This is a genomic window from Chitinibacter sp. ZOR0017 (assembly GCF_000799095.1).
Classification (GTDB): Bacteria; Pseudomonadota; Gammaproteobacteria; order Burkholderiales; family Chitinibacteraceae; genus Chitinibacter; species Chitinibacter tainanensis.
On record NZ_JTLG01000034.1, the window covers coordinates 143,244 to 168,170 of the forward strand.

Here is a 24,927-nt window from a genome sequence, read left to right on the forward strand (position 1 = left end):
GCATTGGGCTGGCCGCCCTACTCTTCCGATGTAGTCACTAGCTGCAACACTGAAATCAATCCAGTCAGATACCCGCAATAAAAAACCCGCCTTTCGGCGGGTTTTTTATTGCAAGGCGAGTTGCTTATTTTTTCAGGCGTTTGAATGCCAGACCTTCTGCATCAAACAGCATGCATTGAGATTCTGGGAATTTAACGCGGATTGCATCGCCGTATTTCAGGCCGGTCATGTTGGCTGGCAACTTCATGCAGATGATTTCGTTGATACCTGGGATTTCGATGTAGGCCAGTACGATATCACCCAAGTGCTCGGTCAGATCAACGCGGGCTGGAATACCTTCCGCATCGCCTTCCGCGCACAGCTCGATGTGCTCTGGACGGATACCGATGGTCACTTTGTCGCCAACTTTGGCGCGGCCAGCGTCCACAGAAGCACGCACGGTAATGCCTTTAGGCAGACGAACAACCGCAGAGCCTTGCTCCAGACCCACCAGTTGTGATTCGAACAGATTCATTTTTGGTGAACCGAGGAACGAAGCCACGAACAGATTCGATGGGTTTTCGTACATTTCCAGCGGGCTACCAACCTGCTGCACGATACCGGCATTGAAGACCACGATACGGTCAGCCAGTGTCATCGCCTCAACCTGATCATGCGTTACATACAGCATGGTGGTTTTCAGTTCTTGGTGCAGCTTAGACAGCTCAACGCGCATGTTCAGACGCAGTGCGGCATCCAAGTTAGACAGTGGCTCGTCGAACAGGAAGACTTTCGGGTTACGTACGATAGCACGACCGATCGCCACACGCTGACGCTGACCACCTGACAGAGCCTTAGGCTTGCGCTCCAGCAAGTGAGTCATTTGCAGAATTTCAGCAGCTTTTTTCACGCGCTGGTCGATTTCCGCTTTCGGAGTGCCGGCCAGTTTCAGCGCAAACGCCATATTGTCGTACACCGACATGTGTGGATACAGCGCGTATGACTGGAACACCATCGCGATACCGCGTTTTGATGCGTGGATGTCATTCGACAGGGTGTCGCCGATGTACAGCTCGCCAGAAGTGATTTCTTCCAGACCGGCGATCATCCGCATCATGGTTGATTTACCGCAGCCAGATGGGCCTACGAATACCACGAATTCACCGTCTTTAATTTCTAGATCTACGCCTTTGATCACACAAACGTCTTTGGTGTAGTTCTTTTTGATGTTTTTTAGGGTCAAGCCAGCCATGATTAGTTTTCCTTAATTCTGAATTGGGTTGATTTCTGCGTGTCAAAACACGATCAAATTATTTAACTGCGCCGTCCATGCCGGAGATGAAGTAGCGCTGAGTGAAGGCAAAGAACACCAGTACTGGAATAACCGTCAGTACGATGGCTGCCATCAATGTGTTTTGTGAACCAGACAGTGGACCAGTCAGGTCATTAAATACCCCTACGGCCAGTGGCTGCATTTCTTTGGCACGCAGTACAACCGATGGCCACAGGAAGTCATTCCAAGTGTTCACCAGTGTAAAGATACCCAGTGCGGCGATTGATGGTGCTGTAACTGGCAACATCACACGCCACAGAATTTGCATCTCGGTTGCGCCATCAACACGGGCCGCGTCGATCAGATCTTGCGGTACCGCTTCGAAGGCTTGTTTCATCAAGAAGATACCAAACGCACCGGCCACTGATGGCGCTACAGCTGAGAAGTAGCTATTCAGCCCGATGAATTTACGCCAGGTGCCTTCATCACTGCCGGTCAGCACCAATTGCAACCAGTTCGCGAAATCACCGAAGTTTTTAATGGTGATGTAGTTCGGCACGATACTGGCTTCCGCTGGCAGCATCATGGTGACGATGATGGCCACGAAGATGAAGTTGCGGCCGAAGAATTTCATCCGCGCCAGTGGGTAAGCAGCCAACACCGAAATCACCACGGTACCGATCACCGCCATAGTGGTGATGATCACCGAATTGATGAAGTATTGAGTAAATGGAATTTCAACGAATACACGATGAATCCACGAGAAAGTTACCCCAATGCTATATACGCCGTTTTCATCTGCCACGTGAGGCACAAAGCCTTGTGGGAAACGGTAAGCCACTGAGCCGTCTGTCGACAGACCGAAAGCGGCCGCCCATAACAGCGGGAAAGTGGTGAACAAACCGAATGCCAGCAAACTTGCGTATTGTGCAGACAATACCAACGCTCGATTCAATACCTTTTTATTCAACATGATTCTCTATCTCCTCGAGGTATTACTTGTCGCCAAAGAAGCGGAACTGAATGGCAGCCAAGACCATGCAGAAGAAGGTCACCACCAGACCAGCCGCGGCAGACACACCAAAGTCGTAATTGCGGAAGGCTTGGTCGTACACGTAGAAGAGTGCGGTGTAAGTTTCAGCTTTACCATCGGTTAGTACTACCACCTCTTGGAACACCTTCAGCGCACCAATGGTCGAGAGCATGGTACACAGCAGAATGGTGGGTTTAACCATCGGTACAGTGATGCGCCAGAAGCGATCCCACGCATTCGCCCCATCCAGAATGGCGGCCTCTTCCACTTCGGTTGGAATGGCTTGCAAACCAGCAAGATACAGTACCATGTAGTAACCGATACCTTTCCAGAAGGTAAAGATCATGATCGAGTACATGGCAATGCTAGGCTCTTGCAGCCATTGAATCTCGACCAGTTTGTCTTGTGGATACAGGTGGAAGAAATGCAGGATAGTGCTTAAGAATTCATTCAAGAGACCGTCGTATTTGAATACGAATGTCCATACCACACCGGCGATAGAGATCGCAGTAATTACAGGAATGTAATAAACAGCGCGGAAAAAAGTCATGCCTGGCAACTTATTGTTAACCAGTTTCGCAATCAGCAAGGAAGCCAATTGAATAACTGGCACAACAATCAGGAACAACAAAGAGTTCTTGACAGCTTGGTGAAAGAGAGGCTCTTCCCAAATACGAACAAAGTTCGCAAAGTTATTCCACTCGGTCGCACCCCCGGCAATTTCATAATTATGAAACGCCAAGAAGGTGTTGAACCCAACCGGCCAGAATACAAAGATACCCATAAAGATCAAGGCTGGCGCCAAGAAGAAATAGGCTAAAAAGTTGGAGTTTTTCACGTTTCGACTCTTTGGTGTGTTGCAGACAAGGTTGATAATACCGAGCAGGCCATAAAAGCGACTTGATATTAACCAAACCCAAGCGAAATTACAGCCCTCGCATTATAACTTAGACAACCTGATTTTTCACAGTCCTATAGGTAGTTTTTCGTATTGTCTATTAGTCTCAACTAGGAAACCAACAAAGCCTTACATTCAAAAAAAGCTTGCGCAGCAACAACTTGGCGCATGACTGAATATAAAGCCAACTCCAAACACCCTATACCCATATTATTAAAATGGGTATAACGATCAATATTAAGATTCAATAATATAAAACTGCAAAAAACAAAACGGCGAATGCTCGCGCATTCGCCGTTTATTATCGATCTACGCTAAATTATTTAGCAGCAGACAGACGTTTGTTTGAATCAGCAACTGCTTGGTCCAGCGCGTCTTTCACAGAAATACGGCCTTGCAGAGCAGCTTCGATTTTCTCGTCCATGGCTTTAGACAGAGCGCCTTCATCCACGTTACCTGGCAGATCTTTCAGGAACAGGTGACGAGTTTTGTCGATAACCAGACCGCCCATTTTGAATGCTTTCTTGCCTGGGTCAGTCATATCGTTCAGAGCTGGGTCTTTAGCTGCAGCAGCATTAGCGTTCTTAGTAGAAGCGAATGTGTAAGAAGCTTTAGCGAATTGCTCTTGAGCCCACTCACCAGTGATGAAGTTACCAACCACACCAACTGATTTCAGGTCTTTCTGGCCTTTTGGTACTACGTACATAGTAGTCCAGCCGCCGAATGCCAGTTTGCCGTTGTCACCCAATGGGAAAGTAGTAACGTCAGCTGCTTTGTAAGCGGCTGGGTTAGCATCTTTAATTTTCTTAACAGCGTGACCGCCTTCAGCAAACATACCAACGCCACCGTTCGCGAACATAGCGATTTGTTCGTCGAAAGTCAGGTTAGTATCTTTAACGATGGTGCCTTCTTTGTAAGCTTTAGCGAATTTCTCAACCAGAGCTACGTGAGCTGGGCTGTTGTAAACAGCTTTGCCGTTTTGGATAACTGGCAGACCTTCAAACATGAACCAGCCAGTGAAACCGTCTTGCAGTTTTGGCGCCCAGCCTGGTTTGCCAGTAGCGGCTTTGATCTTAGCTGCAGCAGCGAATACGTCGTCCAGAGTTTTGAATTCTGGTTTAACGCCGGCTTTAGCCAGGATGTCTTTGTTGTAAACCATTACGGCAGTCACTTGGTATGAAGGGAAGCCGTAGATTTTGCCGTCAGTAGTCGCGTTAGCCAGAGCAGCAGCGGTGTACTGTGATTTGTTGATGATGCTGTCAACTGGAGTCAACAGCTTAGGAGCCATTTCAACCATCCAGTTAGTTGGAACCAGAGCCAGACCTGGAACGTTACCTTCAGCAACCGCAGCTACGATTGCAGGCTTCATTGCGCCCCAGCCAAGGTCTTTCTGAACAACTTGGATGTCTTTGTTGGTAGAGTTGAATTTTTCAACCACTTGTTTGTGGTATGCATCGTAAGTTGGTGCCAGAGAGTGAGACCAGAACTCAACTTTAGTTGCAGCTTGAGCAGAAACGATTGATGCAGCAAACAGGGTAGCACCAACGATAACAGAACGCTTAAAGTTCATAACAACTCCTAACATGGACATGAGTACGTGCAACACTGGGGTCGCAACTGTTTAACAACTGCGAAACTACTTTAAAGCAGAATAAATTTCAGAGTCAACACGATTATTGAAAGCTTGAAACCTGTTTGACACAGGGCAAAACCTACAACAAACCGTCATATCGAGTCAGCATAAATGAACCTTATTCTGCTTGGTTCTCACTGATCCGGACACCGTTTTTGATGCCTGCTCTAAAACTTCAGGAGCAAGATTACCCCAATTCATCTGGCCGGTGTACCAGCGTAATGACGCAAAAAACGCTTTCTTGGGCGCGGCAAACGACATTTCAAGGTGATCTTCTAGCGGCTAATCCATCGGCATAAGTAAATCGATGTAGGAAAAAACCCCTACAAAGATGCACGACTACATTCCAAAAAGACCATTCACACAGTTTTCCCCAGTAAATCATCACTCTAAGCCGCAGACAGCAGCACAACTTTGGTGCAGCAACTCAAAAATTACACACCAAAAAGCAAGTGAATTACATCAAAAACGCCGACAGTCGAGCTAGACCACCCGAAAAAATATGACAAGCACAAGCGCAAACCGGCTTCCTGACGGTCGAAAATCACGTGTTTTTTTGTATCATCAATGCAACAAAGTGAAAAAAAACGCACAAGCAAGGCTTGTGCGTTTGGTTTTGGGCCGGCAAACGTGACTAACGATACAGCTCGACTACAAAGTCATAGTAGTCACTACGGAACCAAGAGTGAGTCAACTCCACGGCCGAGCCATCTTCCAAATAGCCGACCCGAGTTAAATGCAGCATCGCAGCGCCCGGTTCTACCCCGGTTAACTTGGCCATTTCATCACTGGCATTGACGGCACCAATGTTTTGAATGGCACGCACCACGCTGATATTGGCTTCGCGCAGGAAGTCATACAGTGATTCGCCGATTTTTTCCGGCTCTGGCACATAGTGGTACGGCAAGGCTGTGCGCTCGACTGCCATCACCACATCATTTGCCAGCCGCAAGCGCTCCAAATAGGCGATCCGACTATTGGGGCTCAGATTCAAGCGCAATAGCTCTTCGGAACCGGCCAACATGATTTCGCGCTTCAGCCACTTCGATGAAGGCCGAAAACCACGTTGCTTCAGCATTTCGGATAGATTGGTAAGTCGCGTTAAGGGCTGCTCGAGCTTGGGGGTAATATAAGTACCCGAGCCTTGTCGCCGTAAAATCAAGCCTTGCTCGAACAATAGGTCGAGTGCTTTACGGGCTGTAACCCGCGAAATGCCCAGCACATCGCAAAAAGTCCGCTCGGAAGGAAGCGGATCATCCGCCTTCCAAAAGCCCGCATGAATGGCGGCCGCCAGTTTATGGCCGAATTGAAGATAGAGCGGTGTCGCGCTGTCGTTGTCCGGCTTGAGTACCAGCAGCTTATTCAGATTCTGCATCCTGCTTCCTTCACTGACCTACTAATTAGCGATATTCACGAGCGATCAAGATTAAAGCACCGGCACATGAATCTTTTTGTGGGCGCGAAGTGGTAGCCAAGAAGTCCGCCGGAATATACGGGCGCAAAGCTTCTGAAAGGCCACCGCCACAGATGGCAATGGGTAGCTCGGGGGCGCTAGCGCGCAGTGCACTGGCGATGTTGACAATCTCTTGCCCCGCATCCAGGAGGAAAGACTTGGCGACCTCATCGCTCTGACCGAATTCCACCACCACCGGTGAGAGCGACGCGCATTCGCCCTGCTTCATCTTGCCCATCCAGGCAAAAACCTGCTCACGCGTATCGCCAGTAATACTCAGCAGCTTGCGGCCAAAATCAGTCAATGGACGACGACCATCCATAATGCGCTGCACATGATTAATGGCTTTCAGACCCAAATAAGCGCCCGAGCCTTCATCGGAAGTGGGGAAACCCCAGCCACCGACTTCCAAGCGCTCGCCACTGGGCAGCCAGGCCTCACCAATCGAGCCGGTCCCAATTGCGATGATCGCGCCGTAGTCACCATTGTGAGCACCGAGCAAGGTTGAATAGCCATCGGTCTCCACAATGATGCGGCCAAAGCCAGGGTTTTTAGCGATGAATTCATCCGCCCAAGCTTTAACCGTAACGCCTGACAAACCAAAACCAACCGCACAGCGGGCAAAGTCAACCTCGCCCAGACCCAGCTTATTAAAACCATCTTTAATCGCGGCCGTAATATTGGCCCAGGCTTTATCAATCCCTTGCCCGAGTGCAGAAGCCCCCGCTTCCGCGCGCACAAGTTCAACGCCATCCAGCTTAGCGATCGTGATCCGGGTCCCCGTACCGCCCCCATCTACCCCGATCAGATATTCGATTTGACTCATTCACATTCCCCTTGTGCGATTTGAATTGCCCCTGTCGCTACGTTCAAACTCGGCTGCGCCACTTGCAGACCAGTTTGCTGTAGTTAATCAGGGGCTTCTGTGTTTATGCATGGAAATTAAGGCTCTACGCATCGCTCATCACATGCGTTAGCGCAGGCACATGCATACCAATTTAGAGATGTGCTGACTTGGTGTCAATTACTGCACCAAATAAAATGCCTCGCGATTGCGAGGCATTTTGCGCTGAGCCAAAAGGGCTTCAGATTTTTTTAACGTGCAGACCACATTCTTTTGAATCTGGATTTTCCCACCACCAGCGGCCCGCGCGTACATCTTCGCCCATGGCAATCGGCCGCGTACAGGGCGCACAGCCAATTGATGGTACGTGTTGATCATGCAGTTTATTGTAGGGAATATTCTGCGCGCGAATATAGGCCCAGACTTCCTTCTCGGTCCATTCTATCAGTGGGTTGAATTTCGCCAGCCCATTGCCGCTATCGTATTCCTGATAGCCCAGATCGGTGCGGGTGGGCGACTGCTGGCGACGCAACCCCGTTACCCACGCTGTCTGCCCTTTCAGCGCCCGTTGCAATGGCTCGATTTTACGAATATGACAGCAGCTTTTGCGCAGCTCTACCGATTCATAAAACGCATTAATGCCGTGTTGATTCACATATTGCTCAACCGCAGCCGTTGCAGGGAAATACACTTTAATCGGGTGGGTTGGATAGTGCTGTGCCACTTCCTGCATTAGCGTATAGGTTTCAGCTGGCAAACGCCCTGTGTCCAGACTAAAAATCTGGATCGGTAAATTCAGCGTGGCGATCAGATGCGTAATCACCATGTCTTCGGCGCCGAATGAGTTGGCAAAGACCGCAGGTGCGAAATCGCTAGCGATTTTTTGCAGCAAGGCGGAGGTTTCTTGCAGTTTCTGTTCAAAATCCATCTTTATTCTTCCCTATGCAAAGTGTGCAGCTTGGCTTAAAACACCAGCTTCCAGCCAATAAAGGCCAGCATAACGGCCAGACAGGGGCGCAGGATACCATCAGACACCCGCCCCGTGATGTGGCTCCCCAGATAAATGCCCGGCAACGAGCCCATCAGCAAAAAGCCCAGCAAACTCCAATCCATATTCCCCATCCCGGCGTGCCCCAACCCTGCCACGAGTGTCAACGGCACCGCATGGGCGATTTCGGTACCAACCAGCCGTTTGGTTGGCAGCAAAGGATAAAGAATAAACAGCGCCACCGTGCCCAGTGCGCCCGCGCCAATTGAAGTCAGCGTCACAATCGCCCCTAGCAGTACCCCCACTAGCACGGTCAGGAGATTGAGCCGTGGGCCGCTGGCATGAAAAGCATCCCCGGCATGGCGTTGCGCAAAGGCCACCAACTGCTGTTTGAACACAATCGCCACCGCGGTAAAGAGTAAGGCGATCCCCAAGCCGTGCTTAATCGCAGCGTTTACGGCTTTGGTATCCGCATGCAGCTGGTGCAGCACCAGCAAAGTCAGCGCTGCCGCCGGCACACTTCCTAAAGCTAACCAGCCGGTAATTTTCCAGTCGATGTTTTTGTTTTTCTGATGCACATAAATGCCGCCCGATTTGGTAATCGCGGCATACAGCAAATCAGTCCCCACCGCCGTGGCGGGGTTAATACCGAAAAACAGCAAAATCGGGGTCATCAGCGAGCCGCCGCCTACGCCAGTCATGCCGACAATAAAGCCCACCACCAAGCCGGCAATCACAAAACCATACCAAGCGACTTCCATCTCGCAACCCTGTTGAATACTTATTTTTTGAAGAGCATCATCATAACCGCGACATTTAGATCGCCTTAGATTATTCTGTTAGTATGTTATAAGCGATTGTTCTTAGCGGAGAGATGGGATGAAATTGCAGCAGCTGCGCTACTTGGTCGAAGTAGCCAAACAGGGGCTTAATGTCTCGGAGGCCGCCGAGAAGTTGCATACCTCCCAGCCGGGGATCTCCAAGCAAATCCGTTTGCTGGAAGATGAACTGGGCGTACAGATCTTTATCCGTAATGGCAAGCGCGTGGTCGATATTACCCCACCGGGCCGCGAAATTTTGCGCATTGCCGAGCGGATTTTAATGCAATCGCAAAATCTGAAACGCATCGGTGAAGAATTTGTGCAGGTGGAAAACGGCAGCCTCACCATTGCCACCACCCACACCCAGGCGCGCTATGCGCTGCCTAAAGTGATTCAGGCCTTTTTGCAGCGCTATCCGAAAGTACGGCTTTCGATTAAGCAGGGCAGCCCGACGCAAATTTCCGAGATGGTCGTCGATGGCAGTGCCGATCTAGCCATCGCCACCGAGGGGATCGACCATTATCCCGAGCTGGCGATGCTTGATTGCTATGACTGGAACCGCTGCATCATCGTGCCAAAAGGCCACCCACTCACCCAGCTAAACCGCCCGCTGAGCATGCATGACATCGCCGCCTGGCCGCTGATTACCTACGATTTTGCCTTCACTGGCCGCTCGAAAATCAATCGCGCCTTCGCGGCTCTGCAGCTGGAGCCCAATGTTGTGCTGACCGCGATTGACTCGGACATTATTAAAACTTATGTCGAGCTGGGCTTGGGGGTTGGGATTCTGGCCAGCCAGGCTTTCGAGCCGGAACGCGATCTAAATCTGGTAGCGATCGACGCCTCGCATCTGTTTGAAAAATCCACCACCCACATCGGGGTGCGTAAAGACGCTTATTTGCGTGGCTATGCCTTTGATTTCATCGCCCTCTTCGCGCCGCACCTCACGCGCGAAGTGGTGCAAGACGCGCTGCTGTGCGAAGTGGCGGAAGAATAAACCAAGGGTATATTGATGCAGACCTTGTTTATAAAGGTCTACGTACATATACCCTTAACAATCAAATACGACAACGTTCAAGCGAGCCAGTGCTCTGGCATCCCGAATTGCTAGCCGCGTAGGATTAAGATCTTGGGAAAATTGATCATGCTAGCGCGGCGCATAATCAGCTTTTCTAAGCCGAGCGGATCAAGCCCGTGACAGCCCTGACAGCCACGCGGCTTTGCCAGCCAAGGCCTACTTAACGCAGGCCTTTTTGTTGCGCCCAGAAAATGCCGCTAACGGTTTTGGCATCGGTGATCGTGCCATCAAGCACACCGGCCACCAGTTCATCCATACTCACCGCCACACACTCAACAAACTCACCTTCGTCCAGTTGCGCTTCTCCGGCGGTCAGACCTTTGGCGAGGAAAAGGCGAATTTCTTCGTCGGTGTAGCTGATGATCGGATGCAAGACACCGAGAAATTCCCACGCGCTGGCGGTGTAGCCCGTTTCTTCCAGCAATTCGCGCTGGGCACACAGTAGCGCATCTTCGCCCGCTTCAAGCTTGCCGGCCGGAAATTCCAGAAACACCCGATGCAGCGGGTAACGATACTGGCGCTCCAACAACAAGCGGCCATCGGGCAATACCGGAATAATCATCACCGCACCGGGGTGCAAGATGTATTCGCGCGTGGCGGTGCTGCCATCGGGCAAAGCAACGGTATCGCGGTTGACGTGCAATAGATTGCCATCGAATACCCGTTGGGTTTCGAGCGTGGCTTCCAGTAGCTTGGGGTCTTGCAGGTCTTCAATTAAAGGCATTAGCGAGTTAGTCCACAGAGATCATCAAATGCAACGCGGCGGGGTCAATAAGCCAACGGCAACCGCGAAGGGTTGCCGTTGAGTTTACCGCGAAATACCTGCTTAAAGTTTGACCGGGGTCGTATGCCAGATTTGCGCAGCGTATTCGCTGATGGTGCGATCGGACGAGAAGCGCCCCATTCCGGCCACATTCAGAATGGCTTTTTTCGCCCATTCATCCGGCTTGGCATACAGCGCATCCACTTTTTCCTGCGTGGCAATATACGACTCATAATCGGCCAGCAGCTGATAATGATCGCCCCAGTTCACCAACACATCAAAAATCACGCGATAGCGCTCTGGCTCTTGCGGGCTAAAGAAACCATTGGCCAGCTGATTCAGTACTTCGCGCAACTCGGCGTTATGCTCGTAAATCGCGCGTGGCTGATAGCCATTTTTGCGCAGGGCATTCACTTGCTCGGTGGTATTGCCAAAAATAAAGATATTTTCTTCGCCCACCGCCGCCTGCATTTCCACATTGGCCCCATCCAGCGTGCCGATGGTCAGCGCGCCATTGAGGGCAAATTTCATATTGCCGGTGCCCGAGGCTTCGGTGCCGGCGGTGGAAATCTGCTCGGACAAATCGGCGGCCGGGATAATTACTTCAGCCAGGCTCACCGAATAATTTGGAATAAACACCACTTTGAGCTTATCGCCCACCCGTGGGTCATTGTTGATTTTGATGCCCACATCGTTGATCAGCTGAATCACCAGCTTGGCCATTTTGTAGGCCGAGGCAGCTTTACCGGCAAACACCACCACCCGCGGCTGGATCGGAGCGTCGGGGTTAGCCAGAATGCGGTTGTAGCGGGTAATCACATGCAGCACATTCAGCAATTGCCGTTTGTATTCGTGAATGCGCTTCACCTGCACGTCAAAGAGCGCATCGGGATTAATCACCCCGCCCAGGCGGCGTGCCACAAAGCGGGCCAGCCGCTCTTTATTGGCATGCTTGGCCGCGCGAAAATCGGCCACAAACTGCGGAAAATCAGCATGGGCTTTCAGCTCGCTGAGTTCATCCAGCCGTACGCGCCAAGTGTGGCCAATTTCGCGGTCGATCAAGGTAGACAGCGACGGATTGGCCAGCGCCAGCCAGCGGCGTGGCGTCACGCCATTGGTCACATTGGTAAACCGCGCCGGGAACACCTTGGCTAGATCGGCAAAAATCGATTCCACCATCAGATCGGAATGCAGGGCCGATACCCCGTTGATGGTATGGCTGGCCACTACCGCCAGATACGCCATGCGCACCTTGCGCTCGCCATGCTCCTCGATCAATGACACCCGGCGCAGCAAATCAAAATCGCCGGGGAAGCGGGTGCTGACATCTTTGAGGAATTTATCATTGATATCAAAAATGATCTTCAGATGGCGTGGCAGCAGATGGCCGAGCATATCCACCGGCCAGGTTTCCAGCGCCTCAGACATCAAAGTGTGATTGGTGTAGCTAAATACCTGACTGGTAATCGCCCACGCTTCATCCCAGCTGTAATTAGCTTCATCCAGCAACACGCGCATTAATTCGGGGATGGCCAGTACGGGATGGGTGTCGTTCAGGTGAATCGCGACTTTCTCACCGAGATTATCCAGCGTTTCGTGGTTCATCCGGTGGCGGTGAATAATGTCCTGAATACTGGCCGCGCAGAAGAAATATTCTTGGCGCAACCGCAGCTCTTTCCCGCTGTAGGTAGAGTCATCGGGATACAGCACGCGCGAGACGTTTTCAGAGACGTTTTTCTCCGCCACGGCCGAGAAATAATCACCCTCATTAAATTTCGACAGATTGATTTCGCGCGTCGAGCGTGCCGTCCACAGGCGCAAGGTATTGGTGGCCATGGTGTCATAGCCGGGAATAATGATGTCGTGCGCAACCGCCAGTACATCATTATGGGTATCAATCCAGCGCACTTTGCTGCCATCGCTTTCTAGCCGGCCACCAAAGCGCACCCGGTAGCAGACTTCGTCGCGCGGGAAATCGAGGATATTCACCGAGCCCAGCCAGGTATCGGGCACTTCCACCTGCCGGCCTTCGATAATCCGCTGCTTGAACATCCCGAACTGATAGCGAATACCGTAACCCATGCCAGGGATACCCAGCGTGGCCATCGAATCGAGAAAACATGCGGCCAGTCGCCCCAAACCGCCATTACCCAGGGCCGCATCAGGCTCCAGATGCACCAGATCGTCGTAATCCACGCCCATATCATCCAGCGCGCTGCGCACGGTGTCTTCCATATCCAGCGCCAGCAAAGCATTAGAGAGCGCACGCCCGATCAGAAATTCCATCGAGAGGTAATACACCCGCTTCACATCTTGCGAGTATTGCGCGCGGGTGGTTTGCATCCAGCGCTCGACCATCTGGTCACGCACGGTGAGAAAGGTCGCATCCAGCCAATCTTTGGGCTGGGCCACGATCGGATCTTTCCCGATGGTGTACATCAGTTTATTGGCAATGGCTTTCTTGATCGCGGCCACATCGTGGCGATCGGTAACATCGTATTGAAACGGCATACTCATGCGTGACACTCCGTGTTGCGGGTTTGGCGATGATTCGCCCGGTTCAGGCACTAACTTGCTGATACAACGCTTGATACTGAGCAGCGGCCGCTGACCAGCCAAAATTTTGCTGCATGGCGGTTTTGCGAACTTGCTTCCATTCTTTACTGCGCGCCCACAGGGCGAAGGCGCGCTTGATACCCCGGGTGAGTTCCTTGCTGGAGAACCCATCAAAGCTAAAGCCGGTGGCAATACCCTCAGCTAAATTTTCTAAACTGCAATCCACCACCGTATCGGCCAGTCCGCCCACCCGCCGTACCAGCGGCAAGGTGCCATATTGCAGGCCATACAACTGTGTGAGGCCACACGGCTCGAACCGGCTCGGCACCATGATCACATCGCCGCCGGCGATCAATTGATGCGAAAACATTTCATCGTAGCCAATTTTTACGGCCACTTGCGCCGGATTCGCTTGTGCCACCGCAACAAAAGCTTCTTCCAGCGCGGTATCGCCACTGCCCAGCACAGCGAGCTGGCCACCGCGCGCGGTAATTTCCGGCAGTGCGGCCAGCACCAGCTGCAGACCTTTTTGCTCGGTCAGGCGGCTCACCACCACAAACAGCGGGGCGTCATCCTGCACATTCAGCCCCAGCTGGGCTTGCAGGGCGGCTTTGCATTTGGCTTTGCCGGCGGGTTTATCGGCGCTGTAATTAGCCACCAGTGCGGTATCGGTGGCGGGATGCCAAACGGCCGGATCCACGCCATTGAGTACCCCCGCCAATACCGCGGCCCGGCTGCGCAACAATCCGTCCAGCCCGCAGCCTTGCTCGGCGGTGGTGATTTCTTGCGCGTAACTTGGCGACACCGTCGTTACGCGGTCGGCATACACAATGCCCGCCTTCATAAACGACAGCTGGCCATAGTATTCCAGTCCATCCACCGCAAAAAATTCGGCGGGTAATTGCAGCCGGGCATACGTCTCGGCAGCAAATACGCCCTGATAGGCCAGATTATGAATGGTGTATATGCAAGGCACTGGCCGGGCCGCGGCGGCTAGATAAGCCGGTGTGAGCGCGGCATGCCAGTCGTGAGCATGCACCAACTGCGGCTGCCAGAGCGGATCGACGCCTTGTGCCAACTGGGCTGCGGCCCAGCTTAGCAGCGCAAAGCGCTCGGCATTGTCGGCATAGGCTTCGCCATTGGCCGCTTGGTATGGATTACCCGGGCGATCGTAATAATGCGGCGCATCGAGTAAATACACCGCCAGCCCCGCTGCCGTTTCCCCAAAGAGCAGTCGGCACGGCGTGCCCAGGCCATCTAGCTGGGCAACTTCGCCCCGAATCTCCACCGCGGCCAGCAGCGCAGGGAAAGCCGGCAGCAATGTCCGGACTTCTTCCCCCACCTGCCCCAAAGCCGCCGGCAGTGCACCGGTGACATCAGCAAGGCCGCCAGTTTTCAGCAGCGGGAACATTTCGGCACACACTTGCAGAATTCGCATTCTCGATCCTTTGCAGAAGTTAGCTCGGGCCAGCGCCCACCCACAGCATTATCTGCGCGCTAAATGAAACCGCTGTGGCATTTAGGCCGGCAGTTTGGCCAGCATGTCTTTGGTGATCAGGGTAACGCCGGTTTCGGTGCGGTAGAAACGGCGCGCATCTTCCTCAACGTTCTCGCCCACAATCGTGCCTTCCGGAATCTGGCAGCCGCGATCAATCACGCAGCGGCGCAACCGCGAACCGCGCCCCACCACAACTTCCGGCAAAATCACCGCCGAATCAATCGTGCAGAACGAATGCACCCGCACCTGCGAAAACAGCACCGAATTAATCACCAGCGAGCCCGACACAATGCAGCCGCCAGACACCAGCGAATTGAGCGTCATGCCGTGGCTGCCGTTGCGATCCTGCACAAACTTGGCCGGTGGTTGCTGCTCTTGCAATGTCCAGATCGGCCAGCTTTGATCGTAGACATCCAGCTCAGGGGTGACTGAGGCCAGATCAAGATTGGCCGCCCAGTAGGCATCCACCGTCCCCACATCGCGCCAGTAGGGGTTGCCGCCGGATTCGGTTTGCACGCAAGAAAGACTAAACGGGTGGGCAAAGGCTTTGCCTTCGCTCACGGCTTTCGGGATCAGGTCTTTACCAAAATCGTGGCTCGAACCCTCAACCTGGATGTCTTCTTCCAACAGGCGCTCAAGGTAGGCCGTGTTGAATATATAAATCCCCATCGAGGCGAGCGAGACTGCCTCATTGCCGGGCATGGCCGGCGGGTTGGCCGGTTTTTCGACAAAATCGGTGATCTTGCGCGTTTCATCCACCGCCATCACCCCGAAGGCCGAAGCTTCTTCGCGCGGCACTTCGATACACGCCACGCTCACCTCGGCCCCGAGCAACACGTGATCGACCAGCATGCGCGAGTAATCCATTTTGTAGATGTGATCCCCCGCCAGAATCACCACATAATCTGAGCGGTAATTGCGCAAGATATCCAGGTTTTGGTAAATCGCATCGGCCGTACCGCGATACCAATGCTCTTCATTCACCCGCTGCTGCGCCGGCAAGACATCAACAAACTCATTCATTTCATTGCGCAGGAAAGACCAGCCGCGCTGCAGATGGCGCATCAGCGAATGCGATTTGTACTGGGTAATCACCCCAATGCGGCGAATGCCCGAGTTAATGCAGTTGGATAATGCAAAATCGATAATGCGGAATTTGCCACCAAAATACACCCCCGGTTTGGCGCGGTGATCGGTTAGGGCTTTTAAGCGTGAACCACGACCACCTGCCAGTACCAGTGCCACGGCGCGGCCTGGCAATTGCCGGGCGAGCGTGGCTTTATCGATTAATTGCACTTCCATTCTTGCCTCTCCTGTCGCGGCCCGCCGGCATTGGCGGGCCCACTGCGCTATGAATTGAAAGCCGGGTGCTTAGGTCACCACGGTAGGTTGTACGCGGCCAGTTCGCTGGCGGATTTGCGCCACGGCATCAGCCAGCGCAATCAGCCCCGCCAGTGCGGTCTGGGTGGCGACACCATGCTGGCTGGCATCAGCCTCGTATTTCTCCAGATACACACGCAGCGTAGCGCCTTCGGTGCCGGTACCCGAGAGGCGGAACACCACCCGGCTGCCATCGGCCAGCAAAATGCGGACACCTTGTTTTTCGCTGCGCGAGCCATCCACCGGATCGTCGTAGGCAAAATCATCGGCGCTGGCAATGGCTTGCCCAGCGATGGTTTGGCCAGCCAGCTGCGCTAATTGGCCGCGTAAATGCGCCATCAGGCCATTGGCTGCTTCGGTATCCAGTGCTTCGTAATCGTGGCGGGAATAAAAATGCCGGCCATAGGTTTGCCAGTGTTCGCTCACCAGCTCGGCCACCGATTTGCCGGTGACCGCCAAGAGATTGAGCCAGAACAGCACCGCCCACACGCCATCTTTCTCGCGCACATGGCCCGAACCCGTGCCGTAACTTTCTTCACCGCACAGCGTTACTTTGCCGGCATCGAGCAGATTGCCAAAGAATTTCCAGCCGGTTGGCGTTTCAAAGCACGGCAAGCCCAAGCGTTTGGCCACGGCATCGACGGCGCAAGATGTGGGCATTGAGCGCGCCACCCCGGCGATCCCGCCGGCATAGCCTTTCACCTGCGTGGCATTGGCGGCCATGACGGCCAGACTGTCGGATGGGGTCACAATAAATTGCCGGCCCACAATCATATTGCGGTCGGCATCGCCATCGCTGGCGGCGCCAAAATCGGGCGCATCCGCAGCAAACATTTGCTGCACCAGCGCTTCGGCATACACCGGATTCGGATCCGGATGCAGACCGCCAAAATCCTCCAGCGGCATGCCATTGACCACGGTGCCGGCTGGCGCGCCGAGCAGGCCTTCGAGAATGCGCGTGGCGTAAGGGCCAGAAGCAGCGCACATCGCATCAAACCGCATCCGGTGGCCGGCGGCAAACCAGTTGCGAATCGCGGCAAAATCAAACAGGCTTTCCATCAGCTCGGCATAATCGGCCACCGAATCAATCACCTGCACCTGCATCGTTCCGAGGGTATAGCTCGCTACGTTTTCAATATCAACGTCTGCGGCTTGATACACCCGGTAGGTATCAATAGACGTGGTGCGCTGGTAAATGGCTTCGGTGATTTTCTCGGGGGCGGGACCACCGTTGGTCACATTATATTTAATGCCGAAATCACCCTCAGGGCCGCCCGGATTATGCGAGGCCGACAACACAATCCCGCCCACCGCACCATGCTTGCGAATCACGCAGCTCACCGCCGGGGTCGACAGCAAACCGCCCTGCCCGACCAACACCCGCGCCACCCCATTGGCCGCCGCCATCCGCAAAATGGTCTGGATCGCCGCGCGATTGTGATAACGGCCATCGCCGCCCAGCACCAGCGTGCCGCCTTGCAGCTCGGGCACCACATCAAAAATCGCCTGCACAAAGTTTTCTAAATAATGCGGCTGCTGAAACACCGTTACCTTTTTGCGCAGGCCGGACGTCCCCGGGCGCTGGCCACTAAAGGCTTGTGTCGCTATGGTTTGAATTGTCATTGTGATTTGTTCCCTGATTGATTCATTTCTTAATTTCATTACTTAATCTTGCTGGGGTGGCCCGGTCTACAACCGGCCTGCCGGTAAATCCGCACGCTGCCCGCAGCCACTTCGATCGCCGCATCATCCGCAGCACAAGCCACGAGCTCCCAGCGCCCAGCCGGCAGCGTAAAAGCCTGCGGCTGGTTGGCGGCATTCAGTTGCAGCAGATATTGCCCACTGAGCACGATTTGCAGTGCGCGGCCAGCCGGGTCATCCCAGTCTGCGGCAGTTAACTCCCCCCCGGCCGGCAGCAGCCAGCTGACATCGGGCCAACCTTGATCTTGCACCACCCCTTGCCACCAGCGATTATCGCGCAAAGCAGCGCACTGCTGGCGCACTTGCAGCATTTTGCTGATCCAGTCGCACAAAGCGGCCTGCTCGGGCTGCTGCCAATTGAGCCAGGTCAGCTCATTATTCTGGCAATAGGCGTTGTTATTGCCTTGCTGCGTGTGCCACAGCTCATCACCGGCCAACAGCATCGGCGTGCCCTGGCTGAGCAGCAGGCAGGCCAGAAGGGCTTTGGCCATCCGCAGCCGGCGGGCCTGCACTACAGGATCAGCGCTAGCGCCTTCGTGGCCAAAATTGCAGCTCAGATTGTGGTTATGCCCATCGCGATTGTCTTCACCATTGGCGGCATTGTGTTTGTGCGCATACGAGAGTAAATCGCGCAGATTAAAGCCATCGTGCGCGGTTAGAAAATTCACGCTGGCCTGTGGCGCACGGCCACTGTGGGCAAAATAATCGCTACTGGCCGCAAAGCGGCGGGCCAGGAGCGCCCGGCTGACGCCTCCGTGCAGCCAGAATTGCCGCAGCACATCGCGGTATTGATCATTCCATTCGCTCCAGCCAGCCGGAAACTGCCCCAACCGGTAGCCATTGGGGCCAATATCCCACGGCTCGGCAATCAGTTTGCAAGGCGCAAGAATCGGGTCTTGGCCAATCGCCGTCAGCAAGGGCGCCCAGGCGCTAAATTGCCCGTCCACCCGGCCCAGTATCGGCGCCAGATCAAAGCGAAAACCATCCACGTGGCATTCACTTACCCAATAGCGCAGGCTATCGAGCACCAGCTGCACCACCCGGGGGTGGCTTAAATCCAGCACATTGCCGCAGCCACTCCAGTTGGTGTATTCCCCCTGGCCATGCAGGTGGTAATAGCTCTGATTATCCAGCCCGCGAAAAGCCAGTGTCGGCCCGAGTGCATCACCTTCGGCGGTGTGGTTGTAGACCACATCCAGAATCACTTCCAAGCCCGCCGCATGCAGGTCTCGCACCATTTGGCGGAATTCGCTCAGCGGCGTTGTGCCGGCGCGGCCCGACCAATAACGGGGCTCAGGGGCAAAAAAGCCCAGTGTGTTGTAGGCCCAGTAGTTCACCAAGCCCAGCGCCTGCAAGCGGGGCTCATCCAGGTGTAATTGCACCGGCAACAGCTCAATCGCAGTGACGCCCAGCGCGCGGTAATGCGCCAACATCGCTGGATGCGCCACCGCCGCATAGCTGCCACGTAGCGCGGGCTCGATCTGTGGCTGCAATTGCGTCAGGCCCCGCACATGCGCTTCATACAATACGGTGTGCGCCCATGGCGTCCGCGGCGGCGTATCGTCGCCCCAGGCAAAAGGCTCGTCACATACCACGGCCTTGATTGCTGTTGGGGTATTGTCTTGTAGATCAGCTTGATTATGATCTGCAGCCCGATACCCAAATGAGGTATCCAGCTGATCACCCCGCCCCACCACCGCGCGCGCATAAGGGTCGAGCAAAACCTTGGCTGGATTAAACCGCGCTCCCTGCGCGGGCTGATACGACCCATAGGCGCGAAAACCATACACCAACCCCGCCATCGCCCCCGGCAACAAGCCATGCCACACGCCATCGGTGCACGCGGGTAAAGGCCAACTGGCAATTTGCTGCTGGCCATCGGCACTAAACAGGCACAGCTCAATGCGCTCGGCATGCTGGCTAAACACAGCAAAATTCACCCCGGACGCCGTGATGGTGGCGCCCAGCGGATACGCCGCCCCGGTAGCAAGTTGTGCTGGCCAGCTGTCACGCATCAGTGTGCGCTCCAGCGCAGATACACGGTGGCCAGCGGCGGAATCGTCATCCGCAGCGAATCAGCCCGGCCATGCGCCGGGTGCGGCTCGCTGGCGATGGCCAGATTGCCCTGATTGCTGCCGCCATAATATTGCGAATCGGTATTCAAGATTTCGTGATACACGCCAGCGCGCGGCACACCCAAGCGGTAATGATGGCGGGTAACCGGGGTGAAATTACTCACAATCAGCAGAAAATCGCCGTTTTCCGCTTTGCGCAGAAAGCTAAACACCGAATGCTCGGCATCTTCATGGCTGATCCACTCAAAGCCACGATGATCAAAATCGATTTCATACAAAGCCGGATGAGCGCGATAGGTATGGTTCAGATCGCGCACCAATTGCTGCACGCCGCGGTGCCAGCCATTGGCCGGATCATCCAGCAAATGCCAATCCAGGCTCTGGTCATGATCCCATTCGCGGCCCTGGGCAAATTCGCAGCCCATAAACAGCAGCTTTTTACCCGGGTGCGCCCACATAAAGGCATAGTAAGCGCGCAGATTGGCAAATTGCTGCCAGCAATCGCCCGGCATTTTGGCCAGCATCGAGCCTTTGCCGTGTACCACTTCATCATGCGAAATCGGCAGCACGAAATTCTCGCTAAACGCATACACCAGCCCGAAAGTCATATGGTGATGATGGTATTTGCGATGCACCGGGTCTTGCCGCATATAGGCCAGCGTGTCGTTCATCCAGCCCATATTCCATTTGTAATGAAAGCCCAGCCCACCCATCGCCGGTGGGCGCGAAACGGCTGGAAAAGCGGTGGATTCTTCGGCCAAGGTCATGGCCGCTGGGCGCTCAACGCCCACCACTTCGTTCATGCGCCGCATAAAATCGATGGCTTCGAGGTTTTCGCGGCCGCCAAACTGGTTGGGAATCCATTCGCCCTCTTTGCGCGAATAATCGCGATAAAGCATCGAGGCCACCGCATCCACCCGCAGGCCATCGATACCGAAGCGCTCCAACCAGTACAGCGCGTTGCCGATCAGGTAATTGCGCACTTCATTGCGGCCAAAATTGTAGATCAGCGTGTTCCAATCCTGATGAAAGCCCTCACGCGGGTCGCTGTGCTCGTATAGATGCGAGCCGTCAAATTGCGCTAGGCCGTGCGTATCGGTGGGAAAATGCCCCGGCACCCAATCCAGGATCACCCCCAGCCCTTTGCCGTGAGCGGCTTCGATCAGAGCACGAAACTCCTCCGGGGTACCAAAGCGGGAAGTCGGTGCATAAAGCCCTAGCGGCTGATACCCCCAGGAGCCATCAAATGGATGCTCATTGATCGGTAGTAATTCCAGATGAGTAAAGCCCATCTCGGCCACATAATCCACCAGCTCGACCGCCAGCTCGCGGTAGCTCAGCCAGCGATTACCCTCTTGCGGGCGGCGGCGCCATGAGCCCAGGTGCACTTCATAAATCGAAATCGGCGCATTCAGCGCATTCGCCGCTTGCCGCGTGGCACTGTGCTCAATCCAGGCCGGCAGGCGCGCTACGCGCGAGGCGGTAGCGGGACGCATTTCGGCGGCAAAACCATAGGGGTCGGCCTTGAGCTGCAGCTGGCCATGTTGATCAATGATTTCATATTTATACGCTTGGCCTTCCTGCACCTGCGGCAGAAACAGCTCCCACACGCCGCATTCGCGCCGCAGCCGCATCACATGGCGACGGCCATCCCAGCCATTAAAGTCGCCCACCACCGATACCCGGCGCGCATTGGGTGCCCAGACGGCAAAACTAAAACCAGCCACGCCATCGCGTTCGGCCCAGTGTGTTCCCAAGCGCTCAAATGGTCGGCGCTGGCTGCCTTCGGCCAGAAACCATACATCCTGCTCGCCCAGCACCGGGCCGAAGCGATACGGGTCTTCCAGCCGCAGAGTCTGCTCGCCCCATTGCACATCCAGCTGGTAGGCAAAGGCGTTTTTACGCCGCGGGATTAGGCCGGCGAAAAACCCGCGCGCATCGAGCTGCGCTAGCTGCACAAGGCTGCGGCCGGTTTTGGCCTCGACCACCGCACACGCCGTGGCATCCGGCAGCCAAGCCCGTACCCACACGCCCTCGGCATCGGTATGCATGCCCAACAGCGCAAATGGATCGGCATGCAAGCCCTGGCACAGGGCATCGATATCGGCAGGGGAAACAGACATGCAAACAACCTCTCAGGCGGGGCAAAGCGGGCTGGCTGCAGCGCGGCAAAGCCGCGGGCACTGCGCCAGCATGTTGGAAACGCACGACGTACTGACAGAAAAATGCCACATTCACGCAGCACAATGCTAGTTTTCCCGTACGTAGCAGGCGGAAATTGCAACAGCCAGACTCAAGCTTGACCGTCATTTTACCGCCATAAAATTTACGCATAAATTACAAATTACCGCAAAGAGGCAGAAAATGTCTTTGACCCGCGCCGCAGGTATTCTGGTCCACCTCACCTCCCTGCCCTCTCCTTACGGGATTGGCGATTTAGGGCCGGGCGCCTACCGGCTGGTGGATTTTCTGGCCAGTGCCGGCCAGCGCGTGTGGCAGGTGCTACCGCTTGGGCCCACCAGCTATGGCGATTCACCCTATCAGTCGTTTTCCACCTTTGCGGGCAACCCCTTGCTGATTAGCCCCGAGCTATTAATCGCCGATGGCTTACTCAGCGCCGAACAGATTCCACCCCATGAATTCGACCCGCGCCGGGTAGATTATGGCCGCCTGCTGCCATGGAAAACAGCAGTGCTGCGTGCAGCGTGGCAAGGCCTGCAAGCACTGGCACCAACCCATCCTTTAACACTGGAGCTAAGCGAGTTTTGCGCGCGCGAAGCGGCCTGGCTGGATGACTACGCATTATTCATTGCCTGCAAGCAGCACTTTATTGCGGCACGGCAGAATGAATACGAAAGCGCGGAGTACCAGGCCTACTATCAGCGGCTGGCCGATAAACAGACCGTCAATCAGATTAAAGATTGCTATTACGGCGCGGTGTGGAATTCCTGGCCGACGGCACTGGCGCAGCGCGAAGCCAAGGCGCTGAAACAGTATCGGCAAACATTGGCCGCCGAGATTGCTTTCGCGCAATTCTGCCAATTTATCTTTGCCCGGCAGTGGCAGGCGCTTAAAAGCTACGCCAACCAGCAGCAGATTCAGCTGTTGGGTGATTTGCCGATTTTTGTCTCGCAAGACAGCGCCGATGTGTGGGCTAATCGCAGCTTATTTCAGCTCGATGCCGCTGGCGATCCACTGGCAGTCGCCGGAGTGCCGCCCGATTATTTCAGCGCCACGGGTCAGCTGTGGGGCAACCCACTGTATGCCTGGCCCGCACACAAAAAAACCAAATATCGCTGGTGGGTAGCCCGGGTGGCCGCCGCACTGGCGCGTACTGATCTGGTACGAATCGATCATTTCCGCGCCTTTGCGGCGCATTGGTCGGTGCCATTTGGCGAGCCCACGGCCGAACATGGCCAATGGTGCGCCAGCCCCGGGGCAGAGCTATTTGCTGCGATCCGCGCCGAGCTAGGTGATAAGCTGGGCATCGTCGCCGAAGACCTTGGGGTCATCACCCCCGACGTCACCGCCCTGCGCGAAAGCTTGGGCCTGCCGGGCATGAAAGTGCTGCAATTTGCCTTTGACGGCAGCGCCAGTAGCGATCACCTGCCGCACAATTACCCCGACGCCCATACCGTGGTTTACACCGGCACCCATGATAACGACACCACGCTGGGCTGGTACGCCAGCAGCCCCGAAATCAGCCGCGACCACTTGCGACGCTATCTGAATGTCTCGGGCGAAGCGCCGCACTGGGATCTAATCCGCCTCGCATGGAGCACCCCAGCCACCCTGGCGATTGCCCCGATTCAAGATCTCTTCGGCGCACCGGGCAGCGAGCGGATGAATACTCCGGGCGTAGCCAGCGGCAACTGGCAATATCGCTTTCTCGCCGACGAGCTCACACCCGAATTGGCGGCACGGCTGCGTTATTTGGGCGAGCTATTTGGTCGCGCCCCAAGCTAAGCCGGAAAATACAAATACCCCAAAGGGTATTGCCTGTCAGACTCTATTCAATAAAGCCCAGCAGGCAATACCCAGCAGCAGCTTACAGCTCTTGCGCAAAAGCCATCCCTCAGCCCTCCCCTTCGCCGGAAAAACCGAGTAAAATGCTCAGTCTTTCTGAGATTCTCTGGCGACTGCCATGTTCGACCGCTTGCGTGAAAATATCCGCGTGGTTTTCGACCGCGATCCTGCTGCCCGCTCTACGCTGGAGGTCATTACCTGTTACCCGGGGTTTCATGCGCTGACGCTGCATCTGCTGGCGCACGGGCTGTGGCGACGCAACTGGAAATTGCTGGCCCGCATGGTGTCGCATGGCGCGCGCTTTCTCACCGGCATCGAGATCCACCCCGGCGCGACCATTGGCCGGCGGGTGTTTATTGATCACGGCATGGGCATTGTGATTGGTGAAACCGCCGAAATCGGTGACGATTGCACGCTTTATCATGGCGTAACGCTGGGCGGCACGTCGTGGAACCAAGGCAAGCGCCACCCCACGCTGGGCAAGGGCGTGATTATTGGGGCGGGCGCCAAAATCTTGGGCCCGATTACCTTGGCCGATGGCGCCAAAGTCGGCTCAAATGCCGTGGTGGTTAAAAACGTACCGGCCGGCGCGACCGCAGTCGGGATTCCGGCCCGTATTCTCGACCCGCAAACCGATCAACAGCGCGAGCAAAAAGCCGAGCAGCTCGGTTTTTCTGCCTACGGCGTGGGTGCGGACATGAACGACCCGATGGTGAAAGCCATTCACGGCCTACTTGATCACTCGGTCACCACGGACCAGCGCCTGGAAATGATCTTGCGCCGGCTCGAACAGCTGGGCGTTGATTGCGCCGAAGAGCGCGCAACTGCTGATAAATTCGATCCAAGCTACCTCAATCGCATTGTCGATTAAGCACGCAATACCCCACTAAAACAGTCAACTTTTTAGTTGACCAAAATAGTGGGGTAT

At 54.9% G+C, this 24,927-nt stretch carries 18 protein-coding genes; 3 read left to right on the top strand and 15 right to left on the bottom strand.

Annotated elements, in window-relative coordinates:
* Positions 1 to 124 precede the first annotated feature (124 nt).
* The 8 genes from L991_RS11770 to L991_RS11805 all read right to left on the bottom strand — a co-directional run bounded on the left by L991_RS11770 (position 125) and on the right by L991_RS11805 (position 8,862).
* On the bottom strand, positions 125 to 1,231 hold the full coding sequence (locus tag L991_RS11770) for an ABC transporter ATP-binding protein (protein WP_028448677.1): 1,107 nt from the start codon (positions 1,229 to 1,231) through the stop codon (positions 125 to 127).
* A 58-nt stretch (positions 1,232 to 1,289) separates the two neighbouring features.
* The gene (locus tag L991_RS11775) at positions 1,290 to 2,225 is read right to left on the bottom strand and encodes a carbohydrate ABC transporter permease (RefSeq protein ID WP_034618642.1); all 936 of its coding nucleotides are present in this window, start codon (positions 2,223 to 2,225) and stop codon (positions 1,290 to 1,292) included.
* Between the two features lie 22 nt (positions 2,226 to 2,247).
* On the bottom strand, positions 2,248 to 3,123 hold the full coding sequence (locus L991_RS11780; RefSeq protein ID WP_028448675.1) for a carbohydrate ABC transporter permease: 876 nt from the start codon (positions 3,121 to 3,123) through the stop codon (positions 2,248 to 2,250).
* A 379-nt stretch (positions 3,124 to 3,502) separates the two neighbouring features.
* Positions 3,503 to 4,753 (bottom strand): ABC transporter substrate-binding protein, encoded by a 1,251-nt coding sequence (locus L991_RS11785; protein ID WP_047395598.1) that lies wholly within the window; start codon positions 4,751 to 4,753, stop codon positions 3,503 to 3,505.
* 697 nt (positions 4,754 to 5,450) lie between these two features.
* Complete coding sequence (locus tag L991_RS11790) at positions 5,451 to 6,191, bottom strand: GntR family transcriptional regulator (RefSeq protein ID WP_197053876.1); 741 nt, start codon at positions 6,189 to 6,191, stop codon at positions 5,451 to 5,453.
* A gap of 25 nt (positions 6,192 to 6,216) precedes the next feature.
* Complete coding sequence (locus L991_RS11795; RefSeq protein WP_047395600.1) at positions 6,217 to 7,095, bottom strand: BadF/BadG/BcrA/BcrD ATPase family protein; 879 nt, start codon at positions 7,093 to 7,095, stop codon at positions 6,217 to 6,219.
* A 259-nt stretch (positions 7,096 to 7,354) separates the two neighbouring features.
* Positions 7,355 to 8,041: a phosphoadenylyl-sulfate reductase gene (locus L991_RS11800; protein ID WP_047395605.1), complete on the bottom strand. Its 687-nt coding sequence runs from the start codon at positions 8,039 to 8,041 to the stop codon at positions 7,355 to 7,357.
* 35 nt (positions 8,042 to 8,076) lie between these two features.
* Entirely contained in the window at positions 8,077 to 8,862 is a 786-nt protein-coding gene (locus L991_RS11805) for a sulfite exporter TauE/SafE family protein (protein ID WP_028448670.1), read from the bottom strand.
* Between the two features lie 118 nt (positions 8,863 to 8,980).
* Here L991_RS11805 and cysB point away from each other — a divergent pair, with 118 nt between their 5' ends.
* Entirely contained in the window at positions 8,981 to 9,919 is a 939-nt protein-coding gene (gene cysB / locus L991_RS11810; RefSeq protein ID WP_028448669.1) for an HTH-type transcriptional regulator CysB, read from the top strand.
* Between the two features lie 241 nt (positions 9,920 to 10,160).
* On the opposite strand, the gene L991_RS11815 is transcribed toward cysB, so the two are convergent.
* The 7 genes from L991_RS11815 to glgB form a co-directional block, all read right to left on the bottom strand.
* Positions 10,161 to 10,724, bottom strand: a complete 564-nt coding sequence (locus L991_RS11815) for an NUDIX domain-containing protein (RefSeq protein WP_052190838.1) — start codon at positions 10,722 to 10,724, stop codon at positions 10,161 to 10,163.
* A gap of 102 nt (positions 10,725 to 10,826) precedes the next feature.
* Positions 10,827 to 13,289, bottom strand: a complete 2,463-nt coding sequence (gene glgP, locus L991_RS11820) for a glycogen/starch/alpha-glucan family phosphorylase (RefSeq protein ID WP_374749655.1) — start codon at positions 13,287 to 13,289, stop codon at positions 10,827 to 10,829.
* A gap of 34 nt (positions 13,290 to 13,323) precedes the next feature.
* On the bottom strand, positions 13,324 to 14,757 hold the full coding sequence (glgA, locus tag L991_RS11825; protein WP_047395611.1) for a glycogen synthase GlgA: 1,434 nt from the start codon (positions 14,755 to 14,757) through the stop codon (positions 13,324 to 13,326).
* 81 nt (positions 14,758 to 14,838) lie between these two features.
* Positions 14,839 to 16,119, bottom strand: a complete 1,281-nt coding sequence (gene glgC / locus L991_RS11830) for a glucose-1-phosphate adenylyltransferase (RefSeq protein ID WP_028448665.1) — start codon at positions 16,117 to 16,119, stop codon at positions 14,839 to 14,841.
* Between the two features lie 69 nt (positions 16,120 to 16,188).
* A complete protein-coding gene (locus tag L991_RS11835) occupies positions 16,189 to 17,820 on the bottom strand; it encodes an alpha-D-glucose phosphate-specific phosphoglucomutase (RefSeq protein ID WP_047395613.1) in 1,632 nt (543 codons plus the stop codon).
* Positions 17,821 to 17,858: 38 nt separating this feature from the next.
* On the bottom strand, positions 17,859 to 19,913 hold the full coding sequence (glgX, locus tag L991_RS11840) for a glycogen debranching protein GlgX (protein ID WP_052190839.1): 2,055 nt from the start codon (positions 19,911 to 19,913) through the stop codon (positions 17,859 to 17,861).
* A complete protein-coding gene (gene glgB, locus L991_RS11845) occupies positions 19,913 to 22,096 on the bottom strand; it encodes a 1,4-alpha-glucan branching protein GlgB (protein WP_047395617.1) in 2,184 nt (727 codons plus the stop codon). Before glgB ends, glgX begins: the two co-directional genes overlap by 1 nt.
* A gap of 241 nt (positions 22,097 to 22,337) precedes the next feature.
* Between glgB and malQ the strand changes: the two genes are divergently transcribed.
* Positions 22,338 to 23,939, top strand: coding sequence for a 4-alpha-glucanotransferase (gene malQ, locus L991_RS11850; protein WP_047395620.1), 1,602 nt, complete (start codon positions 22,338 to 22,340; stop codon positions 23,937 to 23,939).
* A gap of 178 nt (positions 23,940 to 24,117) precedes the next feature.
* A complete protein-coding gene (gene cysE, locus L991_RS11855) occupies positions 24,118 to 24,870 on the top strand; it encodes a serine O-acetyltransferase (protein WP_028448661.1) in 753 nt (250 codons plus the stop codon).
* Positions 24,871 to 24,927 lie beyond the last annotated feature (57 nt).